This is a genomic window from Trinickia caryophylli, assembly GCF_034424545.1.
Taxonomy (GTDB): Bacteria; Pseudomonadota; Gammaproteobacteria; order Burkholderiales; family Burkholderiaceae; genus Trinickia; species Trinickia caryophylli.
This window is the reverse complement of sequence record NZ_CP139970.1, coordinates 1,879,053-1,897,901: the sequence shown is the minus strand read 5'-3', so window position 1 is coordinate 1,897,901 and position 18,849 is coordinate 1,879,053. Positions and strand designations below refer to the sequence as shown.

The window sequence follows — 18,849 nt, the reverse complement described above, 5'->3', positions numbered from 1 at the left end:
GCATCGTTCGGCAGTCCTAATCTAGCACAGAGGTTTTGATCGATATGTGTCTACCCGAGGAGAGAACGATGACTGAACACACGGTTGCCTCGCGCGCCGAATGGCTGGCTGCGCGGCTCGAACTGCTCGAAGCGGAAAAGGAATTGACCCGCCGCAGCGACGCACTCGCGCGGCAGCGCGAGGCGCTGCCCTGGGTGCGCGTGGAGAAGGCCTATCGGTTCGAAACGGAAGGCGGCCCCGCCACGCTGCAGGATCTGTTCGGCGGACGCTCGCAACTGCTCGTCTATCACTTCATGTTCGGCCCCGATTACAAGGCCGGCTGCCCATCGTGCTCGGCGCTGGCCGACGGTTTCGACGGCTTCGTCGAGCATCTCGCACATCACGACGTGACGCTCATGGCCGTCTCGCGCGCGCCGCTCGCGAAACTGCAGGCCTACAAGCGCAGAATGGGCTGGTCGTTTCCGTGGGCATCGTCGGTCGAAAGCGACTTCAATTTCGACTTCAACGTGTCGTTCACCGAAGAACAGCAGCGCGGCGGCGGCATCGAATACAACTTCCGGCGCGGCGGCCATGCGATGGACGCGACACAGGCGCCGCCGCCCGTGGTCGAGTTCGCCAATACCTGCGGCACCGACCCTCTCACCTATACGCGCGACAGGCCGGGCATGAGCACGTTCGTGCTCGAGGACGGCGTCGTTTATCACGCGTATTCGACCTATGCGCGCGGCCTCGACGGCTTGTGGGGGATGTATCAGTGGCTCGATCGCGCGCCTAAGGGCCGCAACGAGACCGGGGTCTGGTGGCGTCGGCACGACGAATACGAAACCGCGCATGCGCGCTAGGCGAACGATGTCCGGCACCCAGATCGTTCGCGCCGGCCACCGGCCGCCACGCGAAGCTTCGCGTCAGCGCGAGCCGTACGTCGTCGCGGCCATTTGCGCAGCGTTATTCGCAGCTGGCCTTGCGGTGACGATTCGCGAGGCCGGACGCATGGCTGCGATGGGGGCTGTACCGATGCCGGGCGGGTGGTCGATCTCGGCGGCCTGGGTGCCGCTTTGCGGCGAGTCCTGGCACCAGTTGGCCGCCTCGTTCGTCGGTATGTGGACCGTCATGATGGCGGTCATGATGCTGCCTTCGCTCGCGCCCATGCTGTGGTGCTATCTCGGAGCGGCGAATCGCACCGATGCGGCCCGGCCCGAAACATCGGTTGCATGCCTATTGGCCGGGTACTTCCTCGTGTGGGCGGCGGCAGGCGCACTCGTTTTCGCCGCAGGCGCGGCGTTCTTCCAGATGGCAATGGCGGTGCCGGCGCTCGCTCGCGCGTGCCCCATCGTTGCGGGCACAACCGTACTGTGGGCCGGCGCGATGCAATTCACGGCGTGGAAAACGCACCATCTGGCATGCCTGCGCGGCATGCGGCGGCGTGCGGGTCCGCGAACGCGCAACGGGCGAATGGCGCGGCGCGCGTGGACGGGCGGCTGCGAGGGCATGCGTCTCGCGTTTCATTGCATGTTTTGCGGCGCGGGGCTGACGGCGGTGCTGCTCGTCACCGGCGCAATGGATCTGCGCGCGATGGCGTTCGTGACCGGCGCGACGACGATCGAACGCCTTGCGCCGGCCGGAAAGGAAGCGCCGCGCGCCATCGGTGCCGCCTTGCTCGCATTCGGCGCCGTCATGCTGACGGTGGCGCTGGCGTCGTGACTTCGCCACGTCGTGGTGCCGCTGCGCACATCGACCGAGCGCCTGCGCAGTGGCCTTACCGAACCGGCGGCCTCGAAATGCCGCACATCATCCCGCGCGCGCTGTAACGGCCCAGCAAGCCGCGTCGAACCGCAACTCGCCGCCATGCAGATATTCGCCGAATGCGGCGCTAACCGTTTTCAGCACGCGCTCGCGCGTGGGTTCGTCGACTTCCTGCAGCGCCGCACCGACCGGGCCGAGCCGGCTCGCGTAGCCTGCGATAGCGTCCGCGGGCACCGTGCATGGGACATCGATGGGGCGCATCTCGACGTGTGTCCACCGGCTCTTCTCGAGTATCGAACTCACTCGCGCACGGTCCGCGAACGCGAACTGGCCGGGGCCCTCGGCGCGGCGTGGCGGCAAGTTCGGCAGCAGCGGCGCCGCTGCGCGCTCGGCTGTCGTCATGAACGGATTCTCGGCCGCGCTGCGCCAGACGATGGCGTGAAGCGCCGCACCGTCACGGGCCGCGCTGCGCAGGTTCGTGAAGGCGGCAACGGGATCAGCAAAAAACATCACGCCAAAGCGCGAGACGATCATGTCGGCGCTGGCCGGCTCGAAGGCATGCGTTTGCGCATCGGCGCACACGAACGCGACAGGCAGGTTTTCCTGCTCGGCGCGCGTGCGCGCCGCCGCGATCATCGGCTCGGAAAGATCGACGCCCAGGGAGCGCCCGTGCGTACCGAGCATGCGCGCAATGGCGAGCGTCGTGGCGCCCGTGCCGCAGCCGACGTCGAGCACGCTATGCGCCGATGCGTTGCGTACAGCCTCGACGAGCATCGTCTGAATGGGTTCGAACAATCGATCGAGCGTCGCCTGGGTGTCGACCCAGGCACGGCCGGCATATCCGTTCCAAAGCGCGAACTGCTCGTTCGCCGTTTGCCGCGCGTCATTCATGACCGTCTTCTCCTTCGTGTCCGGGGATAAGAAACTGAACTGTGCCACCTGGGGTCTAGCTTGCAACGCCGCTCGCTATCGCGAATGGTGCGACGCCCGGGCGTGCGCGCATCGACCGGCGCACGGGGCCGCTACCGGACCCCGTAGCGGGCATGGCATCGCCTGACACCGCATTTTCGCCCGAGTCGCCGTATTTTCGCCCGGACGGCCGCCGCCGCGAATGGGACGTTGCATCCTGGACCCCTTTCCGGTCGTTGGGTTGCGCTCGAATCGGCGCAAAACCGAAGGGCGGGAAAGAAGCGGGCGGTAAAACGCGCAGTCGGGAAATGCCCAACCGAGCGTTTGCTGCGGGATGCGCATCGGGTGCAGGTATCCAATGCGCTCTTTATCACTATCGAGAAACCGATCCATGGTGCAACAGAGCACAGCCGATGCGGCAGGCAAGCGTTCGTCCCGCCGCATGCCGCGGCTCGTAGCGTCGAGCCGCGCATCCGTCTTCGCGCGGCCGCGTTCGCCGGTACCGGCCGCTGGCCGCGGCAATCGCGCGCACGCGGCGCGTCATGCCGCATCGCGCAGCGCATTCGCGCAGACACCGCACACCAGCGGGTTTGCGCGCATATCCCTCCCCTCCGCCTTTTATTCGTCGCTCGGGCACAACCGGTCGCCGCCTGGTTGACGCGACCTTTGCAACCGCGACACTCGTTGATCGAGCGCGGACACCACAGACACGACAGATACCGAGAGAGATTGGATAAATGAGCAGAATCAACAGAAACAGCGGCAGCGACTGGACCAGCACGCCTGCGAGCGCGCCGTCCACCACATCGAGCACGACGTCGTCGACGTCGGGCCGGCGTTCGAGAATGAGTGGCATCACCGAAAGCCTGCGACGGCTTACGACGGGATCGAGCACGGCAGGAAGCGACCGGAGTGCCGAGACGAACCGCCGCCGGGTCGCGGCTTCGAGGCTTGCCGCGATCAGCGAGCAGGGCGAGTCGTCGTCGGTACGGAGTGCATCCAGCGAGGCCCGATCGGGACGCAGCGGCCGCACCGAGGCGACGGGGCGCACAGCTCGTTCGACGCGATCGACCGCGTCGTCGCACACGCATGCGTCTTCGCACACGCATGCGTCGGTCAACAGCCTCGGCTTGGGAACGCATCGTGCGGAGCTGGGCTTGCCGAGCAACCCGGCGTCGATTCTGAACGCCGACCGAACGGGCGCACGCCGCTACTCACCGTCGGAAGTGGGGTTCACTTATAGCGACGAGGATGCGGCATCCGCGCTGAGGGACTTCGCGTCGGTAGCATCGCATTTGGGCGACCATGCTTCGATTGCGCGCGACCCGGTCACGCAGTTGGGCAACGAGGATATGGGCAGCCGTTATGAAGCGATGACGGAGCGGCTTAGCCGACTCTGGTCGGATCGGGACGTCCGCATGAGCGTGCCGGGCCCGGAGCGCGACCGGTTCGTCGACGAGGTGCGAACGCTCGTGTCGGAGCACAGCGCGTTGCGCCATGCGATCGAGTTCCCCGCCTCGGAGAACGAGGAACACGAGTGGGCACGCAGCGACGAGTTAGTGTCGTCGATGCGGCGCGTGGGCCGTTAAGATCGTCCCGACGAACAGAGCGAGCGTGCGCTCACGCTCGCTCAGATCAGCTCCATCTTCGACGTGAGATAGGTGAGTTCGATCCGATTCGACACGCCGAAGCGTTTGCGCAGCTTGCGCAGGTGATAGTCGACGTTGTGCGCGGTGGTATCGAGCCTGCGCCCGATCTCCTTGTCCGATGCACCTTCGGCAATCCCGGCGAGCAGCTTGTACTCGAATGGCGTGAGGCTGTGCACCGCGTGCTCGCGCGCCACCGCCATCAGTTTCGGCGAAGCGAACTTGTGCACCGAAAGGCCGATCGAAAGCGCCTGCTCGATCGTCGTCGATGCCATCCATTCACGGTTGCTGCGCGACGACGTAAAACTCATGAACGCATGCAGCCGCGTGCCCGGCACGGCCATCGAATACATGATGCCGTTGCACATGCCGTCGTTGCGCATCGTATGGAGGAAGTCATCGAGCGCATCGGCATCGGTAGCCGCGATGTCGGCAAGCCTCGGCTCGTCGCGCAGCGTTCGCAGATCCCAGACCATGGGCATGTTGCAGCTGCGCGCGCCGAACGTACGAGGGTCCACGCCGAAGTGGCGGCGCTCGACGTATTCGCCGCGCCAGGTGGCCGGCGTAAACGCTTCATGCAAAAAGAGCCGTTGCACGCGATCGTGCGCGAATTCGAGGGCGAAGTAAGCAAACGTCGTAAAGCCGGTGAGGCTGAGCAGGCTCGCTACGATGCGCGAACGCTCGGCCTCGCTCTGCGCGCGCGCGAGCGTCTCCGCCACGCCCAGACGCGGCGCGCCCGCCTGCTCGAGCACCGAGGGTTTCGAATCGTTGTACCAGACGACCGGAATCGTGCCGGCATCGCCCGGCTCGGGCGCCGGCGCTTCGGCGGCGAGGCCCGTCATCGCTGGCCACGGCACCGAAGCGCGCGCGGGGCAGGTGGGTTCGTACGACGCAATCTCAGACATGGGGAGCCCTCGGTGCAGCGTGCCGGATCCGCGGCGGGATCGGCAAACCAATACTTCTTGTCTCGTTCGCAAGCCGGTTCGGGGAGAAACCGCGCTTCTTCGAATCTTTGTACATCGTCGACGCAGGCTTCGACAACCGCATGACAGTAAGATATCGTAATATCAAAAACCGCAATACTGCAGTCGATCAGCCAATAAAACAATCAAGAAAGACCAGATCGAGACGGGGGTTTCTTCGCAGTCCTATCGAATGACAGCCAGGAAGCACCATGACTCCGTTTGAAGGCGCACCGATCGTCGAATTGTTTTCCAGGGCCGATGTGCTCGCGCAACAGCGCGAACAGCCCGACGTTGCCGCTATGGACGCGCAAGCGCCCGCGCACGCCGCGTTGAATCCATTTTTTACCGAGGCGGAAGACGTATCCGGAAAATTCGACGCGTTTTTATCGAACTTCAATGAGTGCCATCAACGCATGCGTGCTGCCGGCTTCAGCACGTTGACTTATGGCGCGTTTGAAATGGTCGGTCAGCGCATGCTTTACGCCCATATCCTGCGCGACCTCGCGCCGGTGTCGTTCATTCAACCGTATTTCTCGAACATGTGGTACGAGGTCGACCCTCGATTCGCGGAAATGCAACAGACGGGTTTTCCAGTAGCGTGGGGCCTCGGGCTCATCGAGGAACGGGCCCGCGCCTGCAATGACCGGCGCATGCAGGCGCTCGCGGCATCGCTGCGCACGCACAACATGCGAAGCGGCGTGATCTTTGCGTTGTCGGCCCCGCAGTTGGGCTTGCGCGTGAGCGTCGGGCTGGCCTCCGAGACGCACGACCACGACTGGATCAACGATCGTGTTTTCGGCACGGCGCTGGCCATCAGCCTCGCCGTGCACCGTTTCGTACAGCCGTTTCTCGAAGCACGCGTGCGCCGCATTCGCACGGTCGTACTCGCGCACGAGCAGGAAGCGGTGCTCGAACGGCTCGTGCAGGGCTTCTCCGATCAGGGTATCGCCGACGCCCTGCAGATCTCGCTGCACAAGGTCGGCTATCACATCCACTGGCTCGAACGAGTGTTCAACGCCCAAAACCGTGCTCAACTGGCCTATCTCGCGGGGCGGCGGCTGCGTGCGTGGGAGCCCGTCGCGCTCGCGAATCAGTAGCAATTTGTAGCACTTCGTAGCAATACGTTGCACTTGATCGGCCCCGTGCAACTTTCGTAGTACGGCCCGTGAAAGGGCCCGCAAAGCGCCTCGTCAGCTACGAGACGACTACCGTTATCCGTTGAATCGGCCCGTTACACTCGATCGCGTTCGGATACCCGAAGGGGCCCGGCTGGACAGCAGCTGTGCCGTCTTCGGGCGAGCCGTCGCGTGAAGGCGCGCGCGTTCGTATGTTGTTCAGAAGCCGGAAAACACGGCAAAGATCGGGGTCGTGCGCATAGCGCCGCACCGGTCGGACCTGCCGGCGCGTGACAACGATCGGGGTAACGACCGAAGTAGCGATCGAAGTAACGATCGAAGTGACGGTCGGCGTAACAACAGGGAGTCAGTACTCGACAATGGCTGATCTCAAGGCGCTTCCGCGCGACTGGCAGCGGATGTTTTCCGCCGGCGCAAGCGTAGCCGGCGCGCGATGGTCCGCTTCGCCGCGAGCCGATCTCGTGCTCGCGGCGTTCGTGGCCGCGGTCATTTCCTTGTTCATCCTGCCCCTGCCGCAAGCGGCGCTGGACGGGATGATCTCGCTGAACCTCGCGATCAGCGTCGTGCTGCTGACGGTGTCCACCTATGTGCCGTCCGCCGTCAGCTTTTCTTCGTTCCCGGCGCTGCTGCTCTTCACGACGCTGTTCCGTCTCGCGCTCAATATCGCGTCGTGCAAGCTGATTCTGCTGCACGCGAACGCCGGCCACGTCATCGACGCGTTCGGCCGGCTCGTCGTCGGCAACAACGTGGTCGTGGGCGGCGTGGTGTTTCTCGTGATCGCCGTCGTGCAGTTCATCGTCATCGCCAAGGGCTCCGAGCGCGTCGCCGAAGTCGGCGCGCGGTTCTCGCTCGATGCGATGCCGGGCAAGCAGATGAGCATCGACGCCGATCTGCGCGCGGGCATCATCAGCGCCGACGAGGCGCGCGAGCGCCGCGAAAAGCTCGAGCAGGAATCCCAACTGCACGGCGCGATGGACGGCGCGATGAAGTTCGTCAAGGGCGACGCCATCGCGGGCCTCGTCATCGCGTTCATCAACATCGTAGCCGGCATCGCCGTCGGTACGCTCATGCATCAAATGAGCATCGGCGAGGCGCTGCAGCGCTACGCAATCCTGACCGTCGGCGACGGCATGGCGTCGCAGATTCCGTCGCTGCTCGTCTCGATCGCGGCCGGCATCGTCACGACGCGCGTGGCCACGCGCGACTCGCGCCAGCGTCAGCTCGGCGAGCAGTTGGGCGAGCAGTTGATGGCGCATCCGCGCGCCCTGCTGATCGCCGCGCTCGTGCTGACCGGCTTTCTGATCGTGCCGGGCTTCCCGAAGTGGTCGTTCGCGCTCATCGCGCTCGCACTGGGCGGCATCGCCCTGATGCAGATGAAGCGGCGCACGGCCGCGCCGAGTTTCAACCTCATCAATATTGCCGGCCATGTGGGCGGCACGGAGGGCGAGGGACAAGCGGCACGCGTCACGCATGCGGCCGGTGTCACGTCGCTCATCTCCGTCACGCTTTCGGCCGATTTGCGCGGCGCGATCAATCTCGCGCAGTTGCAGGCCTCGCTTTCGGGGGCGAAGGCGCGTGTCGATGCCGATATCGGCACGGTCTTCCCGCGCATCACGCTGACCGACGACGACAAGATTCCCGAGGGCACCTATCGCATCTATCTGCAGGACGTGCTCGCGGCGCAAGGTGCGTTGAAGCCGGGCTGGCAGTTGTGGGACGGCACGTCGCCGCTGCCCGAGCAGGCGGAGCGGCAGCCGGCCGAACCGTTCGGCCCGTTCGCGACGGCACTCTGGATCAAGCCCGAGGGCGCCGCGCACGAAAGCAGGCACCTGTCGTGCGAGGCCGTGCTCGCGGCACACGTGGAGCAGATCGTCCGCCAGCACGCCGACGAACTCATCGGCATCCAGGAGACGCAGGCGCTCGTGCACCTCGTGCGGCGCGAGCATCCGGAACTCGTCGGCGAGCTCACGCGCCTCGTGCCGCTGCAGCGGATCACCGAAGTGCTGCGGCGCCTGCTGGCCGAGCAGGTGCCGATCCGCAATTTACGCGTGATTTTCGAGAGCCTCATCACGTGGGCACCGAACGAACCCGACGACGTGGTTGCGCTCGTCGAACTCGTGCGCATCGATTTGCGGCGCATGATCACCGACCGCTATGCGGGCGCCACGCGCCAACTGCGCGTCGTGCTCTTCGAGCAGAACCTGCAGGAGCGCATCGAAGGCGCGGTCATGCGCACGAAGCAAGGCAATTTCCTTGCGCTGTCGAGCGGCGTGAAGCAGGACATCTGCGAGCAGGTGCGCGCGATCGTCAATGCCGCGAGCGCGGCGCCGGGGCCGCACGGCAACGCGCGGCTCGCCGTCATGATCGCGCTCGGCGCGCGCCGTTACGCAAAGTCGATTCTGCAGCCGGTGCTGCCGGATCTGCCGGTGCTTTCGTATCAGGAGGTCGAGGAAGACGTTCAACTGCATACGGTGGGATGGGTGAAGAATCCGCCCGACGACGGCACGGTTGGCGCGGGAGCCGAGGTGCGGCCGGCGCGCGGCCCGGCGGCGGGGGCCGTGCAATGACGAGTTCCTCGATCCTCGATCTCACCCAGCAGGCGCTCGTGCTCGTGCTGATGCTTTCGTTGCCGATCGTCGTCATTGCGACGGTCACGGGGTTGGCGGCCGCGATCGTGCAGGCCGTCACGCAGGTGCAGGACGCGAACATCGGCATTGCCGTACGGCTGATCGCCGTGATGGTCGCGCTCGTGGTGTTGTCCGGATGGCTGGGGGGCGAGGTGCTGCGCTTCGCGCAGCAAGCGCTGACGCGTTTGTTCACTTCTTCGACAGGTGTCTTCTGATGCGCCGAATGGCGGTTCGATTCCGATTCAACAAAAGGCGTGCGCAGACCGCCGCAACGGCCTTCGTCGTCACGGCCCTGCTGTCCGTGTCGATCTTGTCCGCGCTCTCGCTGCCCTCGCGGGCGGCCGAGCTGCGCTGGCGCAACCGGCCGTTCACGATCGTGGCCAAGGGCCGCAAGATCGCCGATTTCATTCGCGAGCTCGCCGCGTCGCAAAGCGTGACGGCCATCGTCGATCCCAAGGTGGACGGCACGATCAGCGGGCGTTTCTCGGGCACGCCGGAACAGACGCTCGATTCGATCTGCTCGACCTACGGGCTCACCTGGTACTACGACGGCTCGTTCCTCTACGTCGATCCGGCCGATCAATCGCGCAGCGAGGTGATCCCCATTCCGCCGAATTCGTCGGGCGAGATCGGGCGCGCGCTCGAATCGATGCAGATTCCCGACAAGCGCTACTCGCTCGTCATCAACGATCGCGCCAACAGCATCTACGTATCGGGGCCGCGCCGCTACATCGAACTCGTGCGGCAGGCCGTGGGCACTGTCGGCAACCCGTCGACGAACGGACAGCTCGCCGACGTCCGGGCGTTCCGCCTCAAATACGCATGGGCCTCCGACTTCACCATCAACCGCTCGGGCAAGGAGGTGGTCATTCCGGGCGTGGCCACGATCCTGCGGCGCCTGTACGGCAAGGCCGGCTCGCGGTCGAACTACGCGCCTTCCACGGCCACGCTCGGCGCGGCCGCGCGGCAGATGAAGCTCGGCTCGGGCGTGACCATCGCGGTGCCGCGCATCGAGTTTCCGGACATGGCGGGCGGTTCGGCCGGCCTGAATGGCTATGGCAACTCGGGCCAGCAGCCGGACAGCGGCATGCCGTTCTCGCTCAACGGCGCGGACAACAGCAACACGCTGCCGCAGATCGAATCGGATCCGGCCATCAACGCCGTGCTCATACGCGATCTTCCCGAGAACATGTACCGCTATCAGTCGCTGATCCACGATCTCGACGTGCGCCCGCGCATCGTCGAAATCAACGTGACGATCATCGACATCGACGAGACTTCGCTCGACAGCCTCGGCATCGACTGGCGTCTGCATACGTCGCACGGCGATATCCAGATCGGCAACGGGGCCTCGTCGCTCAACGGCAACACGCAATACAACGGCACGGGCAACCCGCCGCTCACGTTCGGCATCGGCACGACCGAGGCGGGGCAGACCGGCACGTTCATGCCCACGGGCATCGCGCTCACGGCCTCGATCGGCGGCTCGCTGCGCGACTACCTGCTGACGCGCATCAACGCGCTCGCGCAGGCCGGCAAGGCCGAACTGCATTCGAAGCCGAAGGTGCTGGCGCTCGACAACACCGAGGCCATTCTGGAAAACCTCACGCAGTTCTACGTGCAGGTGCAAGGGTTCCAGGATTCCTCGCTCTACAGCGTGACGACGGGCACGAGCATCAAGGTCACGCCGATGATCGTCGACGACAGCGCGGTGCAGCGTGCAGGCTCCCCGATCGACAGCGTGATGATGTCCGTCGACATCCAGGACGGCAACGTCGTGCCGAACCAGTCGGTGTCGAACGTGCCGGTGATCCAGCAGCGCAACATCGTCACGAAGACGATGATCGACGAGGGCAGAAGCCTGCTCATTGCCGGCTTCGACAACCGGCAGGTGCAGATCAACAAGAGCGGGGTGCCCTGGCTCTCGGACATTCCGCTGATCGGCAATCTCTTCAAGTACACCGACAAGACGGGCGAGCACATGGAGCGCTTCTATCTGCTCACGCCGCGCGTCGTGAGTACGGCGTCGATGTACGCACCGGACGGCGCGCCGGTCAATCCGGGCAGCGACGTGCAGCCCGATGCGAACGGTCTAGCGATGTACCGGGCGCCCGACAACGACGTGGTCGTGCCGCTCACGCCGAAGCCGCTGCCGGGCACGCGCTTCGGGCCGCCGGCGCTGCCGCCCGTGGCGCCCGCGTCGTCTGCCTCGGCGGTGTCGGCGGCGGGGGCGCCCGCGCCGTCGCCCGGCGAGCCGGCCGCGGCGGCGTCCGGTGCGCTCACGGCCGCGCCGCCGCCGCAAGGCGCGCAAGGAGCGCAAGGAGTAAAGGGAAATGGCGTCAATCCTTGATTCCCGCGGCGCGGGCATGTCGATGAGTTCGGCGCCGTCTGGCCAGGCCGTCGATGCCTCGCCCTGGAATCTGTGCTTTCTGAGCGGGCCGATGTACGGCCGCACGATGTCGCTCGCGCGCGGTGCGAACTGGATCGGCACGGCGGCCGACTGCGAGGTGATCCTCCCCGACCGCGAGATCGGCCCGAAGCAGGTGTGCCTGCAAGTGGGCGCGCTCGCGGTGACCGTGCAGAACGCGGGCGCCGAAGGTGGCGCGCCGGTGCTGCTCAACGAGGAGCCGCTCGTGGCCGGACGCCGCTCGCTGGCGCCGGGCGACGTGCTGACGATCGGCTCGATGCGTCTTGGCATCGCGCGCAACGCGCAGGCCGCCGCCGCGCTGCCGGCCGAGAGCGAAAAGCCGCTCGCCGAACACGACACCGCGTGGCTCGGGTGGCTCGCGGCAGCCGTGCGCCGCGTCGGCAGCCGCCGCTTCATGCTCGTGCTGCTGGCGCTCTGGGGCGGCGTGGCGCTCGGCGCGCTCGGCTACGGCCTCATTGCGTGGTCGGGCAGCCTGCCGTGGCAGCACGAATCGGCGGTTTCGCGCGTGCACCGGCTGCAGCAGGCGCTGCGCCCGTACCCCGAACTCACGGTGACGCCGCGCGACGACGGCGCGGTCGTCACCGGCTACGTGAAAAACGAGGCGGAGCGCGAGAAAGTCGCGCAGATCGTGGCCGGCGTCGAAAGCGCGGCGCTCGGCACCGTCTACGTCGTCAGCGATCTGATCGCCACGGCGCAGACCTATTTCAGCGATACGCCGCTCGCGATTTCGTACCTGGGGCGCGGCAGGATCGAACTCGCCGGCACGGCGCCGCACGCGCAGATCGCCGATCGCATCCGCAACTACACGAAGGATGCGCGGCCCGCGCTCGAGGTGGTGGACCACGTGAACTACGGCGATCCGAACACGCCTGCGAGCATCGGCGTGCTCGGCGGTGTGGCGGGCATTCCGGAGATCGTCACCGTATTCGTGAGCGACGACGATCGCTATGTCGAAACGGCCGACGGCAGCCGCTATTTCGAAGGCTCGAAGATGAAGGAAGGCCCGACCGTCGTCTCGATCGACAGCGATCAGGTCGTGTTTCAGAACGACGGCCGGCGCATCGTGATGCCGCTGGGCGGCAATCGCACGGCCACGGCCGCCGCCGATGCGGCAACGCCGGGCACCGTCGCGCGCGGCGCGGCAACGGGTGTCGCCATGCCGGTGCCGGTGCCGGCGTCGGCGGCTGCCGTCGGCGCATCGGCATCGACCGACGGAGCGGGCGCGGTACATGCGGGTGGCACGGCGGGCGGCGCCTCGGCGCCGGTGCTCGGACCGGTGCCGTCCGGTGCGTCGCAAGGGCACGCGCCGTGACGGCGCGGAGAATCGTTTTGCGGCGCGCGTGAGAGCACGCGCCGCGCAGCCGAGGCGCGAGAGCGGCCATGGGGGCCGCCCGCGCGCAGCGGTAAGCCATGGCGGTAGCGGCATGGGGCTGCGTCGCCGAGATGTTTGTCAACGTAAAGGAGCGAGCGATGAGCGGTAACGTCACCGATACCAGTGGAGTTCAGAACCAGGCCAACCAATTGATCGAGGCTCAGACGAAGCTGACCGAGATCCAATTCCAGGTCCAGAGTTCGACGAGCACGTTTCAGACGACCGGTGCGGTCACGCAGGCTGCCGGCACGGCGGCTTCGCAGGCTGCGGAGCATATCGGCTCCGCCGGCCGCGCCTGACGGCGGCGGCTGTCCGCCCCGGTTCGTCGCGAGCGTGCCGGTGCCCGGCGGGTGCAAGCGCTTCGGCGTCTTGCGTCCGCCGGCATCCGATGCGGTTGCGATGACGATCGGAGTAAGCGCGCAGGCGCGGACTCCGGGGTGGCGTTCGCCTTAGGGCATGTTCGCGCGCCAGCGACCGGCGCGAGCCAGCCCTGAAAACCAGATCGGCAAGGAGAACAGACATGAACGTTTCCGGCACCGCGCCGCCCGCCGTGGCGGCCACGCTCGCGCAGGCCGCGCAGGGTGCGCCGGCGGGCGCGCACAACGAGGCGCAGGTCCGGCAGTTCGACGGCCTGATGCAGTCGCCGCCGGGGCAGGCGGCGCAGGCGAGCGGCAGTGCGCAGCAGGCACCCGCGCAAGTCGCGCAAACCGCCCAGGCCACGCAGGCCGCACCAGTCGTCGCGTATCAGCCCGGCGCCATGGAAGTGCAGATGAAGCCGCAGTTCGCGCCGTCGTCGCTCGCCGAGCGGCTGCGCGGCTACACGAGCGAGCTCGATACGCGCTACTCGAAGCTGCAGGCCCATCAGGTGGAGATGCTGCAGTCGATGGGGCAGAACGCGAACGACCCGATGATGGCCATGGCGCAGGCCATGGACTTCCAGTGGAGCGCCACGACGACGATTTCGGAGTACCAGCTGAGCCTCGCCGTCGCGCAGGCGACGAACGGGCTCACCCATTCGATCCTCAAGAACCAGGAATGACGGTGAGCTCATTTTCATTGCCCGGCCGGGACGGCGCGCGGCGCGGCCGGCGCGTGCTTGCGCGCGTGCTGCTCGCGGGTGCGCTCGTGCTGCTGGCGGGCTGCCAGAAAGAGCTGTACTCGGGCCTGACCGAAGCCGAGGCGAACGAGATGATCAGCGTGCTCGGCGAGGCCGGCATCGCGGCCTCGAAGGACAACGACGCGCGCGACGCTTCCGATCGCGCCGCGTGGCAGGTCGAAGTCGCCGAGAACGATCTGCAGCCGGCGCTGACCGTGCTGCGCGCGAACGGGCTGCCGCATCCGCACTACGCAAGCATTGGCGAACTCTTTCAGAAGCAAGGGCTCGTCTCGACGCCGGCCGAAGAGCGCATGCGCTACCTTTACGGCCTCTCGCAGGAGCTCACGCGCACGCTGCAGTCGATCGAAGGCGTGGTGGTCGCGCGCGTGCAGGTCGTGATTCCCGAGAACGACCCGCTCGCGGACAAGATCAAGCCGTCTTCGGCGGCCGTCTACATTCGCTACAAGCCCGGCGTCGATCTGCGCGCGATGGCGCCGATGGTCAAGGATCTCGTCACCCACAGCATCGAGGGGCTGCAGTATGACAACGTCTCGCTGTTCCTGCAGCCGACCACGGCCAAGCCCGTGCAGGCCAATGCGATCGGCGATGCGCTCGTCGACGCGCTGCGGTTGCGCTCGCCGCTCGGCTGGCTCGTTGCGGCCCTGCTGCTGATGACGCTCGCGGTCATCGCGCTCTCCGCCGCTCGTCGCGGCATGTTCGGCGCCCGGCTCGCCGGGCTCTTCGGCAACGGCCGCGGTGGGGCGGCCTCGTCGGGTTCGCGCGCGATGCGCGTGGCCGACAGCGCGCGCGACGGCGCCTGATGCTGCGGGAGTGCCGCATGAGTGCCGCGCCATGAGCCTGCCGTGGACGGAGCCGCTCGAGCCGCCCGCGCCGCCGCGGCGCGTGCCGTTCTACCGGATGGTCTGCGAGTTCAACTTGCGGCCTGATGCGTACCTGCACGTCACGCGCCTGCCCGAGGACTGGCCCGGGGCGTACCGGCAACTGTCGCGCTTCGGCGAGGCCGGGCGCCGCGTGATCGCGCGCCACCTGCTCGAGCGCCACGGGGTGGCGGACCTGGCCGACTTCGACGTGGCCACGCCGCTCGCGCGCCTCGCGTTGCTGCCCGGCGCCGCACTCGAGCAGCTCGCCACCTACGCGGGGCTGCTGCTGCATCGCGCGTGGCTCGTGGAGGCGCTGCCGGTGCGGCGCATTCGCGCCGAGGTCACGGCGAAAGTCGGCGCCGACGCGCTGGAACTGACGCTCGAGCGGGCGCCCGCGTTCAGCGCGCTCGGCGATACGCTCGAGCCGTGGCGCGGTGAGCCGGCGGCGCTGCCGGCCGTGATTCGCGCGCGCGGCGGGCGGCTGCTTGCCGATTTCATGGCGGCCGCGGGAACGCCTGTCGAGCGGCGCGTGCCGCTCAAGTTCAACCGCGCGATCGACGAGGCGGCGCCGTATCTGCTCAACCGCTCGCAGCGCGACCAGCTCGGCGAGCTGCTGTTCCTGTTTCTGATTCCCGAGAGGTTTGCGGTATGGGACTGGCTTTTCTGATCACGAGCGACAACCTGCAGCTGCTGTCCGAGCGCAAGGTGCTCAAGGAGCGCGAGTACGCGACGCTGCTCGATGCCTCCGCCGTCATCGCGACCGCGCGCGAGGAGGCGGAGCGCATCGTCGCCGCCGCTCAGGCGGAGTTCGAGGCGCGCCAGGCCGCGGGCTACGAGGAAGGGCTGCGCCGCGCGCAGAAAGAGTACGCGGCGCGCACCTACAGTCAGGCGCTGCTGGCGGCCAAGACGATGGAGTCGATGAAGGAGTCGATGGCCGAGATCGTCGTGAAGGCCGTGCGCACGATAGTCGGCGAGATGCATCCGCAGCGGCTCTACGAAGCGGCGCTCGCGCGGATCGTGCCGCTCGTGCGCGACGAGCCGTTTCTCGTCGTGCATGTCGCGCCGGGCCGAAAGGAAGAGATGCAGGAGGCGCTCGCCGCCGCCTTTGCAGGCCCCGCGCGCGCACAGAAGATCCAGATCGTCGAGGATGCGCAACTGAGCGCGCATGCCTGCACGGTCGAAACGCCGTCGGGCCGCATCGACGCGAGCCTCGATCTGCAGATCGACGCGTTGCGCCAGGCCATTCGACGCGAGCACTTGCCGGGGGCGCCGCGATGAGCGCATTCGGCGCAGCGCCGGCCGGCGACGACGAGCGCTTCGGCGAATCCGCCTCGCTCGACAGCGGGCGGCTCGTCGGCGATCTCGACGCGGGCCTCGCGTTCTTTTCGCCGGTGTCGGTGCAAGGGCGCGTGAACCATGCGGTCGGACAGATCCTGAACGCCACGGGCATTCGCGCGCGGCTCGGCGAGATCTGCGAGCTGCGCACGCCGAACCGGCCCACGTTGCTCGCGGAAGTCGTCGGCTTCTCGCGCCAGACGACGCTGCTCACGCCGCTAGGCGATGTCGCCGGACTCTCGCCCGAGACGACGGTCGTCCCCTCGGGGCGCGAGCACGTCTTTCCCGTTGGCGAGGCGCTCTTCGGCCGCGTGCTCGACGGGCTCGGCCAGCCGCTCGACGAGCGCGGCCCCGTGCAGGCGACGGCCTGGGTATCGACGCAGCAGGAGCCGCCGAATCCGCTCGCGCGGCGCATGATCGACAAGCCGTTCGCTACAGGCGTGCGCGTGATCGATTCGCTGATGACGCTCGGCGAAGGGCAGCGCGTCGGTATCTTCGCGCCGTCGGGCGTCGGCAAGAGCACGTTGCTCGGCATGATTGCTCGCGGCGCGAAGGCCGATGTGAACGTGATTGCGCTCGTCGGCGAGCGCGGCCGCGAAGTGCGCGAGTTCATCGAACATTCGCTCTCGCCCGAGGTGCGCGCACGCTCGATTCTCGTCGTGTCCACGTCGGACCGGCCCGCGATGGAGCGCGTGAAGTCGGCGCTCGTGGCCACGGCCATTGCCGAGCATTTCCGCGATGCGGGCAAGCGCGTCCTGCTGCTCGTCGATTCGCTCACGCGCTTTGCGCGCGCGCAGCGCGAGGTGGGGCTGGCGAGCGGCGAGCCGCCGACGCGCCGCAGCTTTCCGCCCTCGACCTTCGCGGTGCTGCCGCGCCTGCTCGAGCGTGCCGGGCAGGGCGCGAACGGCTCGATCACGGCGCTTTATACGGTACTCGTGGAAGGCGACGAAGAGTCGGACCCGATCGCCGAGGAGGTTCGCTCGATTCTCGACGGCCACATCGTGCTCTCGCGCAAGATCGCGCTGGCCAACCGCTATCCGGCCATCGACGTGCTCGCGAGCCTTTCGCGCGTGATGCCGCTCGTGACGTCGCCGGTGCATCAGCGCGCGGCGGGCCGGTTGCGAGAGTTGCTCGCGAAGTACCAGGAGATCGAGCTGCTCGTGCAGATCGGCGAGTACCGGGAGGGCAGCGACCGGCTCGGCGATCTCGCACTGCACGCCCGCGAGCCGCTGATGGCTTTCTGCACGCAGGCCGCGACCGAGAACGTCGGCTTCGATGCGATGCTCGCGCGTCTCATTCGCCTGGCGAACGATCATGTCTGACGCCGACGACGCCGCCGTGCTCGCCACACTCGCGCGGCTGCGCCGCGTGCGCGAGATGCGCGCTCAGATCGCGCGCGTGGCGGCCGCGCGCCAGCAAAGCATTGCCGCTCAAAGCCGCCGTGCGCTCGATCAGGCTGTCGCGCACCTGAACGCGCAGGCGCAGATCAAGGCGGCGATCCAGCAGCGGCTCGCCGCGGCTGGCGGGTCCGGAGCCGACGCCGCGAATTCGGCGCGTGCGCTGCAGGAAGCGGCCGCCGATACGCGCACGGTGAACATGCGCATCGGCACGGCCACGCGCTCGGTTACCGAGGCCAGCCAGCGCCATGACAGCCACGAGGCGCAACTCGCGCAACTGCAGCGCGCCGCGCGCCGCGCGAAGGCCGCCGAGGACAAGCTCGAGAAAGCCGGCGAGAAGGCGCAGCGCGCACGGGCCGCGCGGCTCGAGCGTGCCGCCGACGAAGTGGCCGACAGCCACGCGGTGCGCCGCTTCGCCGAGTTGGCCGGCGCGGGCGGTGCCGACGGCGCTGCCCGCGAAGCCGAGGGCGGCCACGAAGCATGGCCCGCCTTTCACCCGGACAGCCGATGCTAGAGCAGGCTCACAGTTTCGCCGACATTGCGGCGAGCGCCCGGCCTCTGCTCTTCGTCATGCCGCGGCTCTTGCCGATCATGCTGATCATGCCCGTCTTCAACGAGCAGATCGTGACGGGGCTCGTGCGCAACGGGCTGGCCGTCGTCATTGCGGCGTTCGTCGCGCCCGTCATCGATCCGGCCTCGGTCGTCGATCTGCCGTTCCTGGTCTGGTGCGTGCTCGCGGCGAAGGAGGCGGTGATCGGCCTGCTGCTCGCCGGCGCGATGGGCGCGGTATTGTTCGCGATCCAGGGCATCGGCTACCTGATCGATTTTCAGACCGGCAGCGGCAACGCCGCCTTCTTCGATCCGATGGGCGGCCACGAAAGCGGCCCGACCTCGGGTTTTCTGAACTACGTGGCCATCGTGCTGTTCGTGACGGCGGGCGGCCTGCAGATGATCGTGCAGCTCTTCGCACAGTCCTATACGTGGTGGCCCGTGGCCGAGATGGCGCCGAATCTCTCATCGATGCTCTCGACGTTCGTGGTGCGCCAGACCGATACCGTCTTCGTCTGGATGGTGAAGCTCTCGGCTCCTGTCGTGATCGTGCTCGTGCTCGTGGAGGCCGGCATCGGCCTCATCGGCCGCGCGGTGCCGCAACTGAACGTTTTCACGTTCTCGCAGCCCGTGAAGAGCGCGCTCGCGATGCTGATGATGGTGCTCTTCATGCCGCTCGTCTACCAGACGCTGCACGCGCAGCTCAACCCCGATACGGGCCTCGTCGGCATGCTGCGTGCGCTGATGGGCGGGGCGCATTAGGCC

General features: G+C 67.3%; 18 protein-coding genes. 16 read left to right on the top strand and 2 right to left on the bottom strand.

Going from position 1 to position 18,849, the window contains the following annotated elements:
* The first annotated feature begins 68 nt into the window (after nt 1–68).
* Nucleotides 69–842 (top strand): DUF899 domain-containing protein, encoded by a 774-nt coding sequence (locus tag U0034_RS08615; protein ID WP_085228657.1) that lies wholly within the window; start codon nt 69–71, stop codon nt 840–842.
* A gap of 7 nt (nt 843–849) precedes the next feature.
* Nucleotides 850–1,701: a DUF2182 domain-containing protein gene (locus U0034_RS08610; protein ID WP_102622904.1), complete on the top strand. Its 852-nt coding sequence runs from the start codon at nt 850–852 to the stop codon at nt 1,699–1,701.
* An 87-nt stretch (nt 1,702–1,788) separates the two neighbouring features.
* Here the strand turns inward: U0034_RS08610 and U0034_RS08605 are convergent, their stop codons facing one another.
* Nucleotides 1,789–2,634 (bottom strand): class I SAM-dependent methyltransferase, encoded by an 846-nt coding sequence (locus tag U0034_RS08605; protein ID WP_085228740.1) that lies wholly within the window; start codon nt 2,632–2,634, stop codon nt 1,789–1,791.
* Nucleotides 2,635–3,389: 755 nt separating this feature from the next.
* Between U0034_RS08605 and U0034_RS08600 the strand changes: the two genes are divergently transcribed.
* On the top strand, nt 3,390–4,241 hold the full coding sequence (locus U0034_RS08600; protein ID WP_139831175.1) for a hypothetical protein: 852 nt from the start codon (nt 3,390–3,392) through the stop codon (nt 4,239–4,241).
* A gap of 41 nt (nt 4,242–4,282) precedes the next feature.
* On the opposite strand, the gene U0034_RS08595 is transcribed toward U0034_RS08600, so the two are convergent.
* Entirely contained in the window at nt 4,283–5,140 is an 858-nt protein-coding gene (locus U0034_RS08595) for a helix-turn-helix transcriptional regulator (protein WP_102622903.1), read from the bottom strand.
* 332 nt (nt 5,141–5,472) lie between these two features.
* On the opposite strand from U0034_RS08595, the gene U0034_RS08590 reads away from it, so the two are divergent.
* The 13 genes from U0034_RS08590 (at nt 5,473) to sctT (ending at nt 18,846) form a co-directional block, all read left to right on the top strand.
* A complete protein-coding gene (locus U0034_RS08590; RefSeq protein WP_085228661.1) occupies nt 5,473–6,360 on the top strand; it encodes an autoinducer binding domain-containing protein in 888 nt (295 codons plus the stop codon).
* Nucleotides 6,361–6,758: 398 nt separating this feature from the next.
* Nucleotides 6,759–8,966, top strand: a complete 2,208-nt coding sequence (sctV, locus tag U0034_RS08585; protein WP_085228662.1) for a type III secretion system export apparatus subunit SctV — start codon at nt 6,759–6,761, stop codon at nt 8,964–8,966.
* The gene (gene sctS, locus U0034_RS08580; RefSeq protein ID WP_085228663.1) at nt 8,963–9,241 is read left to right on the top strand and encodes a type III secretion system export apparatus subunit SctS; all 279 of its coding nucleotides are present in this window, start codon (nt 8,963–8,965) and stop codon (nt 9,239–9,241) included. Before sctV ends, sctS begins: the two co-directional genes overlap by 4 nt.
* Nucleotides 9,241–11,376 (top strand): type III secretion system outer membrane ring subunit SctC, encoded by a 2,136-nt coding sequence (sctC, locus tag U0034_RS08575; protein WP_085228664.1) that lies wholly within the window; start codon nt 9,241–9,243, stop codon nt 11,374–11,376. Before sctS ends, sctC begins: the two co-directional genes overlap by 1 nt.
* A complete protein-coding gene (sctD, locus tag U0034_RS08570; RefSeq protein ID WP_085228665.1) occupies nt 11,360–12,766 on the top strand; it encodes a type III secretion system inner membrane ring subunit SctD in 1,407 nt (468 codons plus the stop codon). The genes sctC and sctD overlap by 17 nt, the downstream gene beginning before the upstream one ends.
* Before the next feature lie 158 nt (nt 12,767–12,924).
* Nucleotides 12,925–13,125, top strand: coding sequence for a hypothetical protein (locus tag U0034_RS08565; RefSeq protein ID WP_233211865.1), 201 nt, complete (start codon nt 12,925–12,927; stop codon nt 13,123–13,125).
* A 221-nt stretch (nt 13,126–13,346) separates the two neighbouring features.
* The gene (locus U0034_RS08560; protein ID WP_085228666.1) at nt 13,347–13,865 is read left to right on the top strand and encodes a hypothetical protein; all 519 of its coding nucleotides are present in this window, start codon (nt 13,347–13,349) and stop codon (nt 13,863–13,865) included.
* Between the two features lie 2 nt (nt 13,866–13,867).
* The gene (sctJ, locus tag U0034_RS08555) at nt 13,868–14,743 is read left to right on the top strand and encodes a type III secretion system inner membrane ring lipoprotein SctJ (RefSeq protein WP_233211864.1); all 876 of its coding nucleotides are present in this window, start codon (nt 13,868–13,870) and stop codon (nt 14,741–14,743) included.
* 31 nt (nt 14,744–14,774) lie between these two features.
* Nucleotides 14,775–15,470 (top strand): SctK family type III secretion system sorting platform protein, encoded by a 696-nt coding sequence (locus tag U0034_RS08550; RefSeq protein WP_085228668.1) that lies wholly within the window; start codon nt 14,775–14,777, stop codon nt 15,468–15,470.
* Nucleotides 15,452–16,081, top strand: a complete 630-nt coding sequence (sctL, locus tag U0034_RS08545; protein ID WP_085228669.1) for a type III secretion system stator protein SctL — start codon at nt 15,452–15,454, stop codon at nt 16,079–16,081. Before U0034_RS08550 ends, sctL begins: the two co-directional genes overlap by 19 nt.
* Nucleotides 16,078–17,460: a type III secretion system ATPase SctN gene (gene sctN / locus U0034_RS08540; RefSeq protein ID WP_085228670.1), complete on the top strand. Its 1,383-nt coding sequence runs from the start codon at nt 16,078–16,080 to the stop codon at nt 17,458–17,460. The genes sctL and sctN overlap by 4 nt, the downstream gene beginning before the upstream one ends.
* Nucleotides 17,453–18,049, top strand: coding sequence for a hypothetical protein (locus U0034_RS08535; protein ID WP_085228671.1), 597 nt, complete (start codon nt 17,453–17,455; stop codon nt 18,047–18,049). Before sctN ends, U0034_RS08535 begins: the two co-directional genes overlap by 8 nt.
* The gene (sctT, locus tag U0034_RS08530; protein WP_085228672.1) at nt 18,043–18,846 is read left to right on the top strand and encodes a type III secretion system export apparatus subunit SctT; all 804 of its coding nucleotides are present in this window, start codon (nt 18,043–18,045) and stop codon (nt 18,844–18,846) included. Before U0034_RS08535 ends, sctT begins: the two co-directional genes overlap by 7 nt.
* The last annotated feature ends 3 nt before the right edge of the window (nt 18,847–18,849 follow it).